The organism is Microbispora catharanthi, from assembly GCF_006334915.2.
GTDB lineage: Bacteria > Actinomycetota > Actinomycetes > Streptosporangiales > Streptosporangiaceae > Microbispora > Microbispora catharanthi.
This window is the reverse complement of sequence record NZ_VDMA02000004.1, coordinates 97,567-113,752: the sequence shown is the minus strand read 5'-3', so window position 1 is coordinate 113,752 and position 16,186 is coordinate 97,567. Positions and strand designations below refer to the sequence as shown.

The window sequence follows — 16,186 nt, the reverse complement described above, 5'->3', positions numbered from 1 at the left end:
CCTAGTCACCCGTCCGTGAGCACCGGCGCAACCGCGGGCGAACAGTGCCCGAACTCTTCCCGCCCCCGGCCCTGCCGTCCCCGTCGTGCCGCGGCGTACCCGGGCGGCCGCCGATGCCCCCGCGCCCCGTCCGCCGGCCTCGGCCGCCCGCGCCTTTCCGGCCGTGGAGGCCGGGCGGATCAGACGGTCCGGTAGCGCGTGGCGAGCTCGGGGCTCTGGCCTCCGAAGGCGGCGAGTTCGGCCCGGAAGACCGCGTCCAGGAGCCCGGCGTCCTCGACGCCCGGGGCGCAGACGGTCTCGCCCAGCTCCAGGCCGCGCAGGCTCGCCGTGACGACGTCGTCGGCGCTCATGCGGGGCACGGCGCTCAGGTCGAGGCCCTGGCGCTCGTGGAACTCGGTGGCCACCACGCCGGGGCACAGCACCTGCACGGTGACTCCGGTGCCTTCGAGCTCCGCGCTCAGGGTCTGGGACATCGCGACGAGGTGGGCCAGGGTTCCGGCGTAGACGGCCCTGCGGGGCATCTGGGAGTGCGGCGCGGGGCCGCTGAAGGCGATCATCCCGGCCACGTTGACGATCGCGCCCTCGCCTCGCTCCCGCATGCCCGCGACGGCGGCCCGAGTGAGCATCGTCGGGGCGACGACCTTCACGTGCACGAGTTCCCGGGCCTTGCCGGCGGGGAGCTCGGCGAGCGGCATGTAGTGGGACACGCCGGCGTTGTTCACGAGCATGGTCAGCGGCTCGGCCGCGCAGATCTCGGCGACCGCGTCGATGCCCTCGTCGGTCGACAGGTCGGCGGCCACGGTCCGCACCCCGACCTCGGGGTGAGAGGCGGCGAACTCCTCCAGGCGCTCCTTCCGCCGGCCCACGATCACAAGGTCGTGACCGCCGGCGGCCAGGCGCTCGGCGAAGGCCCTGCCGATTCCCGAGGTGGCGCCGGTGACGAGTGCGAGCGTGCTCATGGCTGCTGTTCCCTTTCCTTGCCCGGCCTCGGCGGCCGGAGCGCGGCTCTCATCGAGCCGGGTCGTGTTCCGCATCCGTGACTCCAGGGTGCGGAAGCGACCGGGTGAGCAGCCAGATGACCCGTCTTCCTGGGACTGGTGATACCAGGCCGGTGCTCCTTCAGGCGGACAGACCGGTGGCGGCGAGGCTCGCGTCCCACAGGGCGGCGGCGAGGGCGGGGTCCGACATCCTCTCCGGCACCTGTACGGGAGCGTTCTTGACGAAATACCGGCCCGGGTGATCGACGCCGTCCGGGTGGGTGGCGAGGTGGACGATGCGCTCGGCCCCGGCCTCCGGCGGCTCGCCCATGCCGGGGAGGAGCCACACCAGCTTCATGAAGAACGTGCCCTCGGCGAACGAGGTCTTGAGCACCCCGGGATGGAGGCACGTGGCGGCCAGGCCGCGCTCGGCGAGCGACACGGTGAACAGCGCGTTGGCCTGCTTGGAGTCGCCGTACTGCAGCCAGCCGTTCCAGCGCCGCCGCTCCCTGGACAGGTCGGCGGGGTCGAGGCGGCCCGTCTTCCCGGCGCGGGACGAGGTGGTGACGACCCGGGCGGACGACGCCGTGAGCCGGTCGAGGAGCAGGTTCGTCAGCAGGAACGGCGCCAGGTGGTTGACCTGCATCATCGACTCGTTGCCGTCCACGGTGGTCCGGCGGTCGGGCGTCATCACGCCGGCGTTGTTGATCAGCACGTCGATGCGCTCGTACCGCGCCAGCAACTCCGCCGCCAGCCGGCGCACCTGATCGAGGGAGGAGAAGTCGGCGAGGAGCGTGTCCGGACGGCTGCCACCGGCCTGCTCCGCGCGGTCCGCGACCGCGCGCAGCTTCTCCGGGGTGCGTCCGACGAGCACGATTTGGTGACCTCGCCGAGCGAGATCAAGGGCAGAAGCTGCACCGATTCCGGCACCAGCCCCAGTGATCACTGTAATCATCAGTTCCTCCCACTGCGCCAGAACTGTATCGGTGCTAGCCTTCTGTGCGATCTTCCGGAGGTGCATTTCCCCATAAATGCGTCGCGAGCCTCCAGCAATGCAGGAGTGGCTATGGGTTCAAGAAACCGGTCGATTCGGTTCAAGATCTTCTTGTTGCTGCTCCTACCACTGCTCATGTTGAGCGCTATGTGGGGGTTTGCCCTAAAACTCACGGTCGGGGACGGCCTCGTCCTCCTGCGTTCCAAGACGCTGTACGACACCATCGGAGTGGCCTCCACCGACCTGGGCACCCAGATCCAGGTCGAACGCGCGCTGACCGCCGGCGTCCTCAGCAGCGGGCAGACGACGTCCGCCGGGCTCACCGCCCAGCAGGCCAAGACCACCGCCGCCGCGGACAGGTTCAAGAGGTCCGCCGACGACGAGGCGGCCCGCGACGCCATGAGCGACGAACTCCTGGCGCCCCTGGAGTCCCTGCTGTCCTCCCTCGAACGCCTGCCCACAATCCGGGAGGGCGTCTCGCTCGGCAGGTCCGACAGGCTGACCGCGATCACCGCGTACAACGCGATCATGGACGACCTCTTCGCGCTCTACGAGCGGCTCGTCTCGGTGCCCGACCTGGTCACCTTCCAGCAGGCCAGCGCCATGCAGGGGATGGGCAACGCGCACGAGATGATCACTCGTGAGGACGCCCTCGTGCGCGGGGCGCTCGCCAGCGGCACGATGACGGCCGACGAGCAGAACGCCTTCAGCGAGTGGGTCGCCACCCGGCGGTTCCTGTACGGCAAGAACCGGCCCGTCCTCAGCGGTGAGATGCGGGCGCCGTACGAGCAGGTGCTCACCTCGCCGCTGTTCGACCGGTTCACCGCCCTGGAGAACCAGATCGTCAACCAGGTGCGCTCCGGCGGCCCGCTCCCCGCGGACGCCGAGAAGTGGTCGCCGACCATCGACCAGCTGATCCTCCGGCTCGACTCGGCCCGGGTGAAGGCCTCGGAGGCGCTGAGCGGCTCCGCCACATCGGTCGCCACCGGGATCATGCTCCGCATCCTGGTCGCCGGCGGGCTCGGCCTCGTGGTGATCATCGCCACGATCGTCTTCTCCGTCCGGTTCGGCCGCCGTCTCGCCCGCGACCTCGCCGGCCTGCGCGACGCCGCGCTCGAACTCGCCGACGTACGGCTGCCGCAGGTCGTCGAGAAGCTGCGGCGGGGCGAGGACGTGGACGTCGAGGCCGAGGCGCCCCCGATCAAGGCGACGGGCTCCAACGAGGTCGAGGACGTCGCGCACGCGTTCAGCTCCGTCCAGCGCACGGCGGTGGAGGCCGCCGTCGGCCAGGCCGCCCTCCGCCGCGGCGTCAGCCAGGTCTTCCTCAACCTGGCCCGCCGCAAGCAGACCCTGCTGCACCGCCAGCTCACGCTGCTCGACACGATGCAGCGCCGCGCCGAGGACCCGGAGGGCCTGGAGGACCTCTTCCGGCTCGACCACCTGACCACCCGCATGCGCCGCCACGCGGAGAGCCTGATCATCCTGTCCGGCTCCGCGCCCGGACGCTCGTGGCGCAAGCCGGTGCCGCTCATCGACGTGGTCCGCGCGGCGATCTCCGAGGTCGAGGACTACACCCGCGTCTCGATGGCCCCGATGCCGAACGCCGCCATCGTCGGCGCGACCGTGGCCGACGTGGTGCACCTGATCGCCGAGCTGCTGGAGAACGCCACGGTCTTCTCGCCTCCGCAGACGAAGGTGGCGGTGCGCGGGGAGGTCGTCGCCAACGGGCTCGCGGTGGAGATCGAGGACCGCGGTCTCGGCCTGACGCCCGAGGAGTACGACGAGATCAACGCGCGGCTGGCCGACCCGCCGGAGTTCGACCTGGCGGACAGCGACCGGCTCGGGCTCTTCGTCGTCGGCCAGCTCGCCGCCCGGCACGAGATCGGGGTTGTCCTGCGGGGCTCGCCCTACGGCGGGACGACCGCGATCGTGCTCATCCCCCGGACCCTGATGATGGAGGAAGGCTCGCCCGGGGCGCTCGCGGGCCCGGCTTCCCGCGGCGCCCACGCGAAACCCGCGCTGGCACCCGGCGGCAACGACACCGACATCTCGCTCAGCGACACGCTCCAGGCCGATCTCGGGCTGGGCGGCCCCGCCGGTGAGCTCCGGGAGGTCCGCACGCTCGCCGGGGAGCTCGCGGGGGACGTGCCCGGCAGCGTTCCGGGCGGCGCTCCGGGCGGCGTCCCTGAGGGCGTTCCCGGGGAGTTTCCCTGGGAGACGGAGGACCGGGAGGAGCGTACGGGCGCGTCAGAGCCGTCCCCGTTCTTCACGCCGGCCGCCCAGCGGACCGAGGCCGTGCCCTCCGCCGCGCGCGACGACCTCTCGTCGCGGTCCCTCGGCTCCGGCTTCGAGAACCCGCGCCCGGCCGCCGCACCCTCCGCTTCGCCGTCCGTTGCGCCGCCCGTTCCGCCGTCCTCCGAGCCGGCGACCGCCGCCGCGGGGGTGTCGGCGAACGGCCTGGCGCAGCGGACGAGCAAACAGCGGGCCAGGGGCCCCGTCCCGAACGGAACCCACGCCGGCCTGCCGCGCAGGGTTCGCCAGGCCAACATCGCCCCGCAGCTGCGCGCCCAGTCCCAGGAGACGGCGCCGCAGACGCCGCCGCTGTCCGCCCCGACCGTGGAGGAGCGGTCGCCGGAGGAGGCCAGGGCGATGTTCAGCGCCTTCCAGCGCGGCGCGCTGCGGGGCCGGGAGGACTCCGATCAGCCGGGTGGGGCCGCACCCGGCGACCACGTACACAACACGCACGGCGAGAAGGGTGACGAATGACCGGCAAAGCGACGTCGACCGGCGAACTGAACTGGCTGCTCGACGATCTCATCAGCAGGGTCGCCGCCGTCCGCCAGGCGGTGATCCTCTCCACCGACGGCCTCGTCGTTGGGGCCTCCCAGGGGCTGAGCCGAGAGGACGCGGAGCACCTGTCCGCGGTCGCGGCCGGGTTCCAGAGCCTGGCGCGGGGCGCGGGGCGGCACTTCGGCGGGGGCGAGGTCAGGCAGACCATCGTGGAGATGGAGGCCGCGTTCCTGTTCGTCACGGCCGCCGGCCAGGGCACCTGCCTCGCCGTCCTGGCCGCCTCCGACGCCGACGTCGGGCACATCGCGTACGAGATGGCGATGCTGGTCAAGCGGGTGGGCCAGCACATCTCCACCAACCCGCGGCGGATCTCCCCATGAGATGGGCGGCCACATGACGGGACCCCAGTGGATGGACGAGGAGGCCGGGGCGTTGGTCCGGCCCTACGCGCTGACGGGGGGCCGGGCGCGGCACTCCGGGGCCAAGCTCGACCTGATCACCATGGTGACGACCACGGGCTCACCGAGGGACGTCCCCGGCATTGGCCCCGAGCAGCGGCGGATCCTCGAGCTCGCGCGCCGCGGCGCGTCGGTGGCGGACATCGCGTCCGACATCGACCTGCCGCTGGGCGTGGTCCGCGTCCTGATCGGGGATCTGCACGACCTCGGGCTCGTCGACGTACGGGCTCCGGGCAAGGTGGCGCCGCTGCCAAGCGAGCGCATTCTCAAGGAAGTGATCAATGGCCTTCGCGCCCTCTGAGGAGCCGGTCGCCCTCAAGATATTGGTGGCCGGCGGCTTCGGCGTCGGCAAGACCACGCTGGTCGGCGCGATCAGCGAGATTCGCCCCCTGCGCACCGAGGAGGTGCTGTCCGATCGCGGCGTCGGCGTCGATGACACCGACGGCGTGGAAGGCAAGACGACCACGACGGTGGCCATGGACTTCGGCCGCATCACCATCAGGGAAGGGCTCGTGGTCTACCTGTTCGGCACCCCCGGACAGGAGCGCTTCTGGTTCATGTGGGACGAGCTGTCCTACGGCGCGCTCGGGGCCGTCGTGCTGGCCGACACCCGCAGGCTGACCGACTGCTTTCCGTCGATCGACTACTTCGAGCAGCGCGGCACGCCGTTCATCGTCGCGGTCAACTGCTTCGACGGCGCCGACCGGCACGAGCCCGACGACGTGCGGATCGCCCTCGACCTCGACCCGGAGGTCCCCGTCCTGCTCTGCGACGTACGGCGCCGCGCCTCGGCCAAGGTCGTGCTCGTCACGCTCGTGGAGCACGCGCTCAAGATGCTGACGGCCGCCCAGCGCTGATCGGCCCAGCGCTGACCGGCCCAGCGCTGACCGGCCCGGTTCTGATCGGCTTGGTTCTGATCGGTGCAGTTCTGATCGTCCGGTGTGGCCGGGGCCCGGCTCGGCCCCGGCCCCCGGCTCGGTCCCAGCCACGCGGACGTGTCCGCTACTTGACGCCGTCCTCGGCCAGGGTGTGCGCGACGAGGGCGTTCGCGTGACCGTGTCCCAGCCCGTACTCCGCCTTGAGCCAGGAGACGAGTTCCATGTGCTTGGTCAGCGGCGAGCGGCGGATGAGCTCCTTCCACTCGGCGATCGGCCGGCCGTGCTTCTTCTCGATGGAGGGGAAGTAGCTGGCGGGGCCCTTCACGGCTTCGGTCATGTGGTGTCCCGTTCATCCTCGTTCGCGGTCAATTGCCGCGTGCGACAGTGTGCCTCACAGGAGCACGGAAGGCATACGCAGGTGGACATCAGCCGCGGTACGGCGATGGCCGGAGAAACCGATCTCAGGGACGGAACATGATCGACGGATGGGCGGCCGAGGCCGTCGCGCGCCTGGACCGGGAGCGCGAAGACGCGGGCCCCACGCCGCTTCGCGACTTTCCGCTGCCCGAGGCGTGGGGCGTGCGGCTGCGGCTGAAGGACGAGTCGGCGCAGCCCACCGGTGGTCTCAAGCACAGGCTCGCACGCGCCCTGTTCGCCCAGGCCATCGCCTCCGGGCGGATCACCGAGGGGACGACCGTGGTCGACGCCACCGGCGGTCCCATGGCCGTCGCCGAGGCCTATTTCGCCCGGCTGCTCGGCCTGCCGTACATCGCGGTGATGCCGAAGAAGTCCTCCGGGGCCGGTGTCGAGCGGCTCGGCGGGACGTGCCGGTACGTCGATCCCCCGCTCGCCGTGTACGAGCAGGCCGCCCGCCTGTCCGAAGAGATCGGCGGTCACCACCTCGACCACTACCGCTCCGCGGCCGAGGTCGACTGGCGTGGCGCGAGCCTTGCCGACGAGCTGTTCGGGCAGGTCGGCGACTGTCCCCGATGGATCGTGGCCGGGGCGGGCACCGGCGCGACGTCCGCCGCGATCGGCCGGCTCCTGCGGGCCCGCGGCCTGCGGGGAAGGCTGGCCGTGGCCGATCCGGAGAACTCCGCCTACTTCCCCGGCTGGGCCACCGGCGCCCCCGACTACGCCACGGGCATGCCGAGCCGCATCGAGGGCGTCGGCCGGCCGCGGATGGAGCCCGCCTTCGACTCGGCGGTCGTCGACCTGGTCGTCCCCGTGCCCGACGCCGCGAGCGTGGCCGCAGCCCGGCACGTACGGCAGGTGACCGGGCTCGCGGTCGGCGCCGCCACGGGGACGAACCTGTGGGCCGCCCTCGAACTGATCACCCGGATGCGCGACCGGGGCGAGCGCGGCGAGGTGGTCGGCGTGATCGGCGACGCGGGCGAGCGCCATCTCGCGACCTGCCACGACGACGCCTGGGCGGCGGCCAGGGGCCTCGACTGGCGGCCGTACGCCGAGCGCCTGCGCGACCTGCTCGGCGAGCCCTGACGCCGCGTTCCGCACTCGCCTGCCCCCTCGGACCCGGGCGGCCCGGCGGCCGATGACGCGCACCCGGGCCGTGCGGCGCCCCCGCGCCCGCACGATCCGGAGTGCCGCCCCGCCCGGCCGGCGGTGAACACGGCTCAGCGGTGGACCAGGAAGTCGCGCGCGGCGTGCCGGTCGCCGATTCGCTCCCTGAGCGACGGCCCCCACGTGAGCTGCACGAGCCTCACGGCGAGCACTCCGAGGACGGCCACCTCCGCGGTCAGCAGCAGCCGTTCCACCAGGCCGATCATGACGCCGTGGCCGGGCAGCGCGACGTACGTGATGGCCGCCAGGCCGAGACCGGAGGCGAGCGTCAGCCACTCCAGCGGCCGGGCGGTGGCCTTCCACCGCTCGTCCTGTCCCAGGCGGCCCACCAACTGGATGGCGGCGGCGGGCACGCTCACGAAGGCCGCCGCCGACAGGACACCGTGCAGCTCTCCCTGCCAGACCGTGCCGGACGGGACCACGGCCGCGCCGATGAGCGAGACGCTCCAGAGGCCGATCAGGCGGGCGGGCCAGCCGTGCACCGGCGCGTCGAGCGCGCGCATCCCGGCCAGCAGCGCGAGCGAGGCCAGGCCGAGGACGGCCATGGCCGTCTCGATGGCGCCGCCCCCGTCGCGGGCGGCGTACTGGCTGATCGTCATGGAGACGGGGTCCAGGGAGGAATCCCCGCTCACCTGCGCCGCCACCACGGTGACGACCGCGAGCAGGATGCCGCCACCGGCGAGCAGGGGATAGAACCTCTTGACCATAAGGTGAGGATCCCGCGTACAGCCCGTTCCTAACATCCGGGACAACGCGTAGATCCCCCCGAGAAGGGGTCAGGGTCGTCTCAGGGTGGGGCCCGAACTTTCCGGGCGCGGTCCTTCGAGGACGCGGCCCGCGGGCCCCACCCGGGACGTCACTCCTGCGCGGCCTCGTGGTAGCGCTCGCGCAGGCCGGAGGTGGGATCGGCCTCGTAGCGCTCGGCGGCGCCCGCGTCCCACAGCGGCGGTTCCGGCTCCCCCGACAGCAGCCAGGCGGCCTGCTTGGCCGCGCCGTCCGCGACGTACTCCCCAGGGGTGGGCACGAGCACCGGGCGCCCGAAGACGGTCGGCGCGATGCGGCGCACCGCCTCCGAGCGGGCGCCGCCGCCGATGAGCAGCACCCGCTGCGGCTCGACCCCGAGAGCGTCCAGCGCGTCGGCGAGGCCGCAGAGCATGCCCTCGACCGCGGCCCTGGCCAGGTGCTCAGGGGTGGACGTGGCCAGCCTGAGGCCGTGCAGCGACCCCGTGGCGTCGGGACGGTTCGGGGTGCGCTCCCCCTCCAGGTAGGGCACCAGCACCAGCCCGTCCGCGCCCGCCGGCGCCCGCAGGGCGAGGTCGCTCAGCCCCTGGGGGCTCACCCCGAGCATCCGGGCGGCGGCGTCCAGCACCCGTGCCGCGTTGAGCGTGGCGACCAGCGGCAGGTAGCGGCCGGTGGCGTCGGCGAACCCGGCGACCCCTCCGGACGGGTCGGCGGACGGCGCGTCGGAGACGGCGAACGCCGTACCCGAGGTGCCGATGGACACCACCACGTCACCGGGCCGCATGCCGACGCCGAGCGACGCCCCCATGTTGTCCCCGGTGCCGGGGGCGAGCAGCGCACCGCCCTGCTCGGCCGTCCCGGCCTGCTCGGCCGGGCCGAGGACGCGGGGCAGGCCCGGCACCCGGCCCATGGCCAGTTCGAGCAGGTCCGTCCGGTAGTCACCGGTGGCGGGCGACCAGTAACCGGTGCCGGAGGCGTCGCCCCGGTCGGTCGTGATCACATCGGGCCGGCCGGCGAGCCGCCAGGTGAGCCAGTCGTGCGGCAGGCACACCGAGCGCGTACGGCGGGCGTTGTCCGGCTCGTTGCGGGCGAGCCAGCGGAGCTTGGTAACCGTGAAGGAGGCCACCGGGACGCTGCCGACGGCCTCGGCCCACGCCTTCGGGCCGCCCAGCTCGGCGACCAGCTCGGCCGCCGCCCCGGCCGAGCGGGTGTCGTTCCACAGCAGGGCGGGCCGGACCACCTCGCCGTCCTCGTCGAGGCAGACCATGCCGTGCTGCTGGGCCGCCACGCTCACCGCCGCGACGTCCGCCAGCCCTCCGGCCTGCTCGATCGCGCTCTGCAGCGCGGTCCACCAGTGCTCGGGATGGACTTCGGTGCCGTCGGGGTGGGAGGCGCGGCCCTCACGCACGAGGGCCCCGCTCTCCGCGTCCCGGATGACGACCTTGCAGCTCTGGGTCGACGAGTCGACCCCCGCGACCAGCGTCACAGTCGTCCCTTCGCTCTCGTCGTACCGGTCAGCCGCGCACGCCGAGGAGGTGCTCCAGCGCGAGCTGGTTGAGCCGGGTGAAGTGGAAGCCGCGGGCGGCCACCTCGTCCACGTCGATCGACTCCGCGAGGACGTCGTCGTAGGTCTCGCCCTCGGCCAGGGTCGGCTGGGCCAGCTCGGTGAGCTTGCTGGCGGCCAGCGCCTCCTGCACCTCGGGGTCGGCGCGGAAGGCCTTCGACTTCTCCTTGAAGATGAGGTAGGTCCGCATGTTCGCGGCCGCCGACTCCCAGACGTCTTCCTTGTCCTCGGTGCGCAGCGGCTTGTAGTCGAAGTGGCGCGGGCCGTCGTAGCCGCCGTTCTCCAGCAGGTCGACGAGGAAGAACGCGCTCTTCACGTCGCCGTGGCCGAAGACGAGGTCCTGGTCGTACTTCGGGCCGTGCTGGCCGTTAAGGTCGAGGTGGAACAGCTTGCCGTGCCACAGCGCCTGGGCGATGCCGTGCACGAAGTTCATCCCGGCCATCTGCTCGTGGCCGACCTCGGGGTTGAGGCCCACCATCTCCGGGTGCTCCAGCGAGTTGATGAAGGCCAGAGCGTGGCCGATCGTCGGCAGCAGGATGTCGCCGCGCGGCTCGTTCGGCTTGGGCTCGACGGCGAATCGGATGTCGTAGCCCTTGTCGATCACGTACTGGCACAGGAGGTCGAAGCCCTCCTTGTAGCGGTCGAGCGCGACCCGCACGTCCTTGGCGGCGTCGGACTCGGCGCCCTCACGGCCGCCCCAGCACACGTACGTCGTGGCCCCGAGCTCGGCGGCGAGGTCGATGTTGCGGATGACCTTGCGCAGGGCGTACCGCCGGACGTCGCGGTCGTTGCTGGTGAAACCGCCGTCCTTGAAGATCGGGTGGGTGAACAGGTTGGTCGTGGCCATCGGCACCTTCATGCCGGTCTCGCTGAGCGCCTTCTTGAAGCTCTCGATGGCCTTGGTGCGGTCCTGCTCCACCGCGAGGAGGTCGTCGTCGTGGAAGGTCACACCGTACGCGCCGAGCTCAGCCAGGCGGTGAACGCTCTCGACCGGGTCCAGCGGGGCCCGGGTGGCGTCGCCGAACGGGTCGCGCGCCTGCCAGCCGACGGTCCACAGCCCGAACGTGAAGCGGTCCTCGGGAGTGGGGGTGTACATGAATCGCCTCCGAATTAGTCTACGTTGTGGACTAAATATCCGACGTGATGAGGCGCAGGGTCAAGAGGGCGTGTCCGTATTCTCAACGCCCGGCAGTGGAGGATGTGATGAGGCAGCCCGTACGGCGTGACGCGGCTGGCGCGTGGAGGTGCGGATGACGCGGGCCGTTCGGTGTGCGCGGAGGGTGCGATGACGCAGGCCCTGCGGCATGACGCGATGCGCGCGCGGAACCTGGCGCTCGTCCTCGGCGCGGTCGGCGCCCGGGGATCGGTGACCCGGGCCGCCCTCGCCGAGATGACCGGCCTGACCAAGACGACCGTGTCCAAGCTCGTCGGCGACCTCATCGAGGGCGGGCTCGTGGTGGAGACCGGCACGGTCCGGGACGGCGAGCGCGGCCGGCCGGGGGTCGAGATCCGGATCAGCGGGCAGCGCGTCGCCGCCCTCGGGCTGGAGATCAACGTCGACTACCTCGCGGTGTGCGTGGTCGACCTCGCCCGGACGGTGCGGCTGCGTCGTACACAGGCTGTGGACAATCGGGCCGCGCCTCCTGTGGATGTGATCGCGCGACTTGGGGATTTGGCCTCCGCGGTTGTGGACGAAGCTGTGGAGAAGGGCCTGCGGGTGGTCGGCGGCGTGCTGGCCGTGCCCGGCCCTGTGGACATGACCAGCGGGGTCGTCCACAACGCGCCGAACCTCGGCTGGCGCGACGTGCCACTGGCGTCGCTTCTGCGGTTCCCCTTCCCCGTACGTGTGGAGAACGAGGCCAACCTGGCCGCGCTCGGCGAGCTGTGGTTCGGGTCGGGGCTGCCCGACTTCCTGCACGTGTCGGGAGAGATCGGCATCGGTGCGGGCCTCGTGGTCCGCGGCCGGCTCTTCCGGGGCGCGCACGGCTTCGCCGGGGAGCTCGGGCACGTCGTCGTCTCCCCCGCCGGACCGCCGTGCCGCTGCGGCGGCCGGGGCTGCCTCGAACAGTACGCCGGCCAGGACGCCCTCCTGACCGCCGCCCGCGCCGCCACCTCGGTCCGGGCCGCCACCTCGGTCCGCCCCGCCGCCGATACGCCCCCGGCCGGAGCGTCCAGGAACGTGCCAGCCGGGATTCCGCACGAGGACGCGGCCGAATCGGCCGGAGCGGCACACGAGGGGCCGGCCGAAGCGGCCGGAGCCGCACGCGAAACACCCCCGCCCGAGATGCTCCTGCCCGCGCAGCAGGGCGTGTCGTGGGTGCTGTCCCGGCTCCGGGAGGGCGACGAGAACGCGCGCGCCGCCTGTGAGCGGGCGGCCTGGGCGCTCGGCGTGGCCCTGTCGTCGGCGGTCAACCTCGTCGATCCCGACGCGATCGTCCTCGGCGGGATCTACGCGCCGCTCTTCCCCTGGATCGGCCACATGGTCGCCGACACTCTGAAGGCCCGCCTCGGTCAGATGCGCGGCGCCGTGCCGCCCGTGGTCGTGTCACGGCTCGGGGCCGAGGCGGCCGCCCTCGGCGCGGCCGGCCAGGTGATCGAGCAGGTCATGGCCGACCCCGCCGCGCTCCTGCACACCTGACGCGACGCGAGCGCTCCGGCCGGGCGCCAAGAACCCGTAAGGAGCTGCGCCGATCTTGTCCAGCTCGGGGCACGGCCCTGCTCCGGCGGGGTATGAGGCCGCCGTTCCACAGAACCGGACGGGCGACGCTCACCGTCGGTCGTCCAGCAGGAAGGCGTATACCGATATGTCCCGCTACTGGACGCGGCCCCCCATCGACACCGTGGTCCTCACGGCCCGGCGGCTGGCCCTGGCCGCGCTCGTGATCCCGGCGACGGGGATCTGCGCCGCGCAACCGGCGACGGCGCGTGTCACCCCGCCGCCCCTACGAGAGGGGCTCGCGGCCTTCCGTGTCCACGGGCCCGGTGGAGGCGGAGGTCAGGTGATCAAAGGAGGGCGAGCGAGCGGCAGCCAGAGCAGGTCCGGCGCGGGCAGGTTCAACCAGAGCCTCAACGGGGCCGTCTCCCCCACCTTCGTCATGGGACAGTCGCAGCAACCGATCACCAAGACCCGCTCGCTCGACCTGCAGGCCGCCTTCTGCGGATCGCAGCCCACCATCTGCGCCACGGGACAGAACATGCCGATCCACTGGAGGAACTGACACTTCCGCCGTCCGCGCGCCACGGTTTCGGCGGGGACCCGCTCCGGTTCCACCGCGTGCGTCCCGAGAGGCTGGGACGGTCACGCGCAGGCGCTCAGCGGCTCACAGGCCGGAGGGGTCGCGGCCGAGGCTGATCTCCTCGGCGATGCGCCGCAGTTCGTCGGCGGCCAGCCGGGGCGTGCCGGGCAGGTCGGCGGTCAGCGCCGAGATCACCTGGTGATAGGGCGCGCCGGCATGACGGACCGCGACCTCGTGCACCGCCCGGAACAGCACCAGATTGTCCTCGTGCTCCCGCGTCGCCCTGTCCACGATCATGACGTCCCCCCTATGCCGGCCTCGTCACCGGCACCCCTCGCCGGACCGCCCTTCGGCGCCGTGCGGTGCGCCGGTGGGCGGCTGCGCCACCCCTGGCGCCTGCCCGGTGGCCACGGTACGACCTGCCACCGACAGTTTCCGGGAAACCCACCGAGGTACAATTACTTGAGAGTTCAAGTTTTCGGGAGGGCGTCATGCCGGTCCAGCGACTCAACCACGCCGTGCTGTACGTGCGGGACGTCTCCCGCAGTGTGGCCTTCTACCAGGAGGCCCTCGGGTTCCGCGTCGTGCAGGCGTTCCCCGGGGCGGCGTTCCTGCAGGCCGAGGGCTCCTCGAACGACCACGACCTCGGGCTGTTCCAGATCGGGGCGCAGGCGGGGCCGTCGTCCGCCGGGCGCGCGACGGTGGGCCTCTACCACCTCGCCTGGGAGGTCGACACGCTCGCCGAGCTGCACCGGATCGCGACCAGGCTGACGGAGATGAACGCCCTGGTCGGCGCGTCCGACCACTCCACCACCAAGGCCCTCTACGCGAAGGATCCGGACGGGCTGGAGTTCGAGGTCTCCTGGCTGGTGCCCGCCGATCTGCTCACCGACGAGATCCTCGACGGGCGCGCCCAGATCAAGCCGCTCGACCTCGCGAAGGAACTGGAGCGATACGGCGCGCAGACGCGTGGCGGGGTCGGCGTCAGCGTCTGATCCGGCGCTCGTGGGCGGCCTCTTCCCGCGGCCGCCCACCGCGGCCGGCCTTATCCGTTGACCGACCTGTTCGCGCCACTTATCGCAAACATCCTTCATGCGGCGCCCGGCGGCCTTACCATGATCATGATCTGAACCGGTGCAGCGAGGGACAGGACGGGTCATGGCCGACAACGACCAGCACGCGGGCGACGCCCCGGCCGAGCACGACCGGGATAACACCAGGATCGACACGAGCAAGCCGAGCATCGCCCGTGTCTACGACTTCTTCCTCGGCGGCAAGGACAACTTCGCCATCGACCGGCAGGTGGGCGAGGCGACGCTGCGGATCGCGCCGGACGCCCCGGCGGCGGGCCGGGCCAACCGCGCCTTCCTCCGGCGCGTCGTCCGCCACCTGGCGGCCGAGGCGGGCATCCGGCAGTTCCTCGACATCGGCTCGGGCCTGCCCACGCAGGGCAACGTGCACGAGGTGGCCCAGGAGGTCACCCCGGGGGCTCGCGTCGTCTACGTCGACAACGACCCCATCGTGCTCGTGCACGGCCGGGCGCTGCTCGCTACCAACGGGAGCACCACGGTCGTCGAGGCCGACATCCGCGACCCTGAGTCGATCCTGACGCACCCCGGGATCCGCGCGCTCATCGACTTCGACCAGCCGGTGGCCCTGCTGCTGTTCGCGATCCTGCATCACGTCAACGACCACGAGGACCCCCAGGGGATCGCCGCACGCTTCCGCGAGGCTCTGCCCTCCGGCAGCTATCTGGCGCTGTCCCACTTCCACAACCCGGGGCCGGGCATGCCCGAGGTGTCGGCGCAGGCGACCTCGGCCGAGAAGCTGTTCAACGAGAACCTGGGCACGGGCCGGTGGCGCACCCGCGACGAGATCCTGGCCTTCTTCGGCGACATGCCGCTCCTCGAACCCGGCCTGGTGCCGCTCGCCGAATGGCGGCCGGAGCCCGACGCGTTCGTCGAGCGCGGCATCACTTACCACACCTTCGTCGGCGGCGTGGCGCGCAAACCCTGAAACGTTCTTCTTGCGATAAACGTGATTTGCGTCACTGCTGAGCCGTACGGCCGGGAGCGCGTCGTCGCAGGCAGCGGGTCTGCGACGACGGAGCGGCGATCGGGCGTACGGCCGCCCGGACGGCCGTTCGGTTGACATCGGTGAGCAGCGACGGTGATGCTCGGAGGTGGCTGCCCCTCTACAGGAAGGCGGCACCGACATGATGACCGTCAACGGGTCGTTCGAATCGGCTCTGAACAAGAAGACCTTGCTCTACCTCGACAAGCAACTGGTCGTACGCACCTCCAGGAACGGCTCCGTACGGCTGATCGGGCAGATCGACCTCACCAACGGCGACGCCATCGCCGACACTCTGCACAGGGAGTGGACGAGGCCGGGGACAGGAACCGTGGACGTCGCCGAACTCCAGTTCATCGACCTCTACGGCCTGCGCGCCCTGGCCCTGCTGTCCGACATCCCCCTGGGCCGGCCGATCCGGCTGCGCAACGTCAAGCCCGGCCTGCACAAGCTGCTCACCCTGCTCGACTGGCCCGCCTTCACCATCGGGTGACCTAGCGGCCCGGCGCGGACCCCCCACCGCGCCGATCGCGGGCGGCGCCTTTCTCGCACCCCCGCGTCTCTCACACCCCCCTGCGGCTCTCGTACTCCGGCGTTTCTCGCACTCCGGCGTTTCTCGTGCTCCGGATGGAGGAAAGGTATCCCAGGACGGTCGTACGACCGTTATGACCAGCGCCTGAGCCTTCGTACGGGTTCGGGTGAAATCCATCCGTGAGTTCCCCCCGACTCTCGCGAGGAGGGGTGATGAGTTGTTTCCGGGTACTCCGGCAGCCCGCCACCGATGTCGGCGGCCATCCGCCGACGTGGCGCAGCCACCGCCGCGCGTTCGCGCCGCGGTGACGAGGCGACCTGGCCCGACCGGCTGATCCGCCGGTGCGGCCGCCCGCTCCGCCC

17 protein-coding genes are annotated in these 16,186 nt (G+C 71.9%); 10 read left to right on the top strand and 7 right to left on the bottom strand.

The window, feature by feature from the left end; all coding sequences use genetic code 11:
- Positions 1 to 179: 179 nt before the first annotated feature.
- Both FH610_RS08880 and FH610_RS08875 read right to left on the bottom strand, forming a co-directional pair.
- Positions 180 to 959 (bottom strand): SDR family NAD(P)-dependent oxidoreductase, encoded by a 780-nt coding sequence (locus FH610_RS08880; protein WP_139573809.1) that lies wholly within the window; start codon positions 957 to 959, stop codon positions 180 to 182.
- 160 nt (positions 960 to 1,119) lie between these two features.
- Positions 1,120 to 1,932, bottom strand: coding sequence for an SDR family NAD(P)-dependent oxidoreductase (locus FH610_RS08875; RefSeq protein WP_139573808.1), 813 nt, complete (start codon positions 1,930 to 1,932; stop codon positions 1,120 to 1,122).
- A gap of 186 nt (positions 1,933 to 2,118) precedes the next feature.
- Between FH610_RS08875 and FH610_RS08870 the strand changes: the two genes are divergently transcribed.
- From FH610_RS08870 to FH610_RS08855, 4 genes are read left to right on the top strand one after another with little or no spacing between them, the layout of a single operon-like run.
- Positions 2,119 to 4,737, top strand: coding sequence for a sensor histidine kinase (locus FH610_RS08870; protein WP_161627951.1), 2,619 nt, complete (start codon positions 2,119 to 2,121; stop codon positions 4,735 to 4,737).
- Positions 4,734 to 5,141: a roadblock/LC7 domain-containing protein gene (locus FH610_RS08865; RefSeq protein WP_030507694.1), complete on the top strand. Its 408-nt coding sequence runs from the start codon at positions 4,734 to 4,736 to the stop codon at positions 5,139 to 5,141. Before FH610_RS08870 ends, FH610_RS08865 begins: the two co-directional genes overlap by 4 nt.
- 13 nt (positions 5,142 to 5,154) lie before the next feature.
- Positions 5,155 to 5,520, top strand: a complete 366-nt coding sequence (locus FH610_RS08860; protein ID WP_139573806.1) for a DUF742 domain-containing protein — start codon at positions 5,155 to 5,157, stop codon at positions 5,518 to 5,520.
- Positions 5,501 to 6,076, top strand: a complete 576-nt coding sequence (locus FH610_RS08855) for a GTP-binding protein (protein WP_139573805.1) — start codon at positions 5,501 to 5,503, stop codon at positions 6,074 to 6,076. Before FH610_RS08860 ends, FH610_RS08855 begins: the two co-directional genes overlap by 20 nt.
- A 145-nt stretch (positions 6,077 to 6,221) precedes the next feature.
- On the opposite strand, the gene FH610_RS08850 is transcribed toward FH610_RS08855, so the two are convergent.
- On the bottom strand, positions 6,222 to 6,434 hold the full coding sequence (locus FH610_RS08850; protein WP_139573804.1) for a DUF4287 domain-containing protein: 213 nt from the start codon (positions 6,432 to 6,434) through the stop codon (positions 6,222 to 6,224).
- 137 nt (positions 6,435 to 6,571) lie between these two features.
- Between FH610_RS08850 and FH610_RS08845 the strand changes: the two genes are divergently transcribed.
- Positions 6,572 to 7,597, top strand: a complete 1,026-nt coding sequence (locus FH610_RS08845) for a PLP-dependent cysteine synthase family protein (RefSeq protein WP_139573803.1) — start codon at positions 6,572 to 6,574, stop codon at positions 7,595 to 7,597.
- Between the two features lie 134 nt (positions 7,598 to 7,731).
- On the opposite strand, the gene FH610_RS08840 is transcribed toward FH610_RS08845, so the two are convergent.
- The 3 genes from FH610_RS08840 to xylA all read right to left on the bottom strand — a co-directional run bounded on the left by FH610_RS08840 (position 7,732) and on the right by xylA (position 11,079).
- A complete protein-coding gene (locus FH610_RS08840; RefSeq protein ID WP_240808848.1) occupies positions 7,732 to 8,385 on the bottom strand; it encodes a DUF998 domain-containing protein in 654 nt (217 codons plus the stop codon).
- A gap of 149 nt (positions 8,386 to 8,534) precedes the next feature.
- Positions 8,535 to 9,905 carry a xylulokinase gene (gene xylB, locus FH610_RS08835; RefSeq protein ID WP_139573802.1) on the bottom strand — a complete coding sequence of 457 codons (1,371 nt, stop codon included), beginning with the start codon at positions 9,903 to 9,905 and terminating at the stop codon, positions 8,535 to 8,537.
- Between the two features lie 28 nt (positions 9,906 to 9,933).
- Positions 9,934 to 11,079 carry a xylose isomerase gene (xylA, locus tag FH610_RS08830; RefSeq protein WP_139573801.1) on the bottom strand — a complete coding sequence of 382 codons (1,146 nt, stop codon included), beginning with the start codon at positions 11,077 to 11,079 and terminating at the stop codon, positions 9,934 to 9,936.
- 189 nt (positions 11,080 to 11,268) lie between these two features.
- Between xylA and FH610_RS08825 the strand changes: the two genes are divergently transcribed.
- Complete coding sequence (locus tag FH610_RS08825) at positions 11,269 to 12,621, top strand: ROK family transcriptional regulator (RefSeq protein ID WP_139573800.1); 1,353 nt, start codon at positions 11,269 to 11,271, stop codon at positions 12,619 to 12,621.
- A gap of 166 nt (positions 12,622 to 12,787) precedes the next feature.
- Entirely contained in the window at positions 12,788 to 13,201 is a 414-nt protein-coding gene (locus FH610_RS08820; RefSeq protein ID WP_139573799.1) for a hypothetical protein, read from the top strand.
- A 102-nt stretch (positions 13,202 to 13,303) separates the two neighbouring features.
- On the opposite strand, the gene FH610_RS08815 is transcribed toward FH610_RS08820, so the two are convergent.
- Positions 13,304 to 13,516 carry a hypothetical protein gene (locus tag FH610_RS08815; RefSeq protein WP_139573798.1) on the bottom strand — a complete coding sequence of 71 codons (213 nt, stop codon included), beginning with the start codon at positions 13,514 to 13,516 and terminating at the stop codon, positions 13,304 to 13,306.
- Positions 13,517 to 13,710: 194 nt separating this feature from the next.
- Between FH610_RS08815 and FH610_RS08810 the strand changes: the two genes are divergently transcribed.
- The 3 genes from FH610_RS08810 to FH610_RS08800 all read left to right on the top strand — a co-directional run bounded on the left by FH610_RS08810 (position 13,711) and on the right by FH610_RS08800 (position 15,785).
- Positions 13,711 to 14,214, top strand: a complete 504-nt coding sequence (locus FH610_RS08810; protein WP_139573797.1) for a VOC family protein — start codon at positions 13,711 to 13,713, stop codon at positions 14,212 to 14,214.
- A gap of 163 nt (positions 14,215 to 14,377) precedes the next feature.
- The gene (locus FH610_RS08805; protein WP_139573796.1) at positions 14,378 to 15,235 is read left to right on the top strand and encodes an SAM-dependent methyltransferase; all 858 of its coding nucleotides are present in this window, start codon (positions 14,378 to 14,380) and stop codon (positions 15,233 to 15,235) included.
- A 199-nt stretch (positions 15,236 to 15,434) separates the two neighbouring features.
- Entirely contained in the window at positions 15,435 to 15,785 is a 351-nt protein-coding gene (locus FH610_RS08800) for an STAS domain-containing protein (RefSeq protein WP_139573795.1), read from the top strand.
- The last annotated feature ends 401 nt before the right edge of the window (positions 15,786 to 16,186 follow it).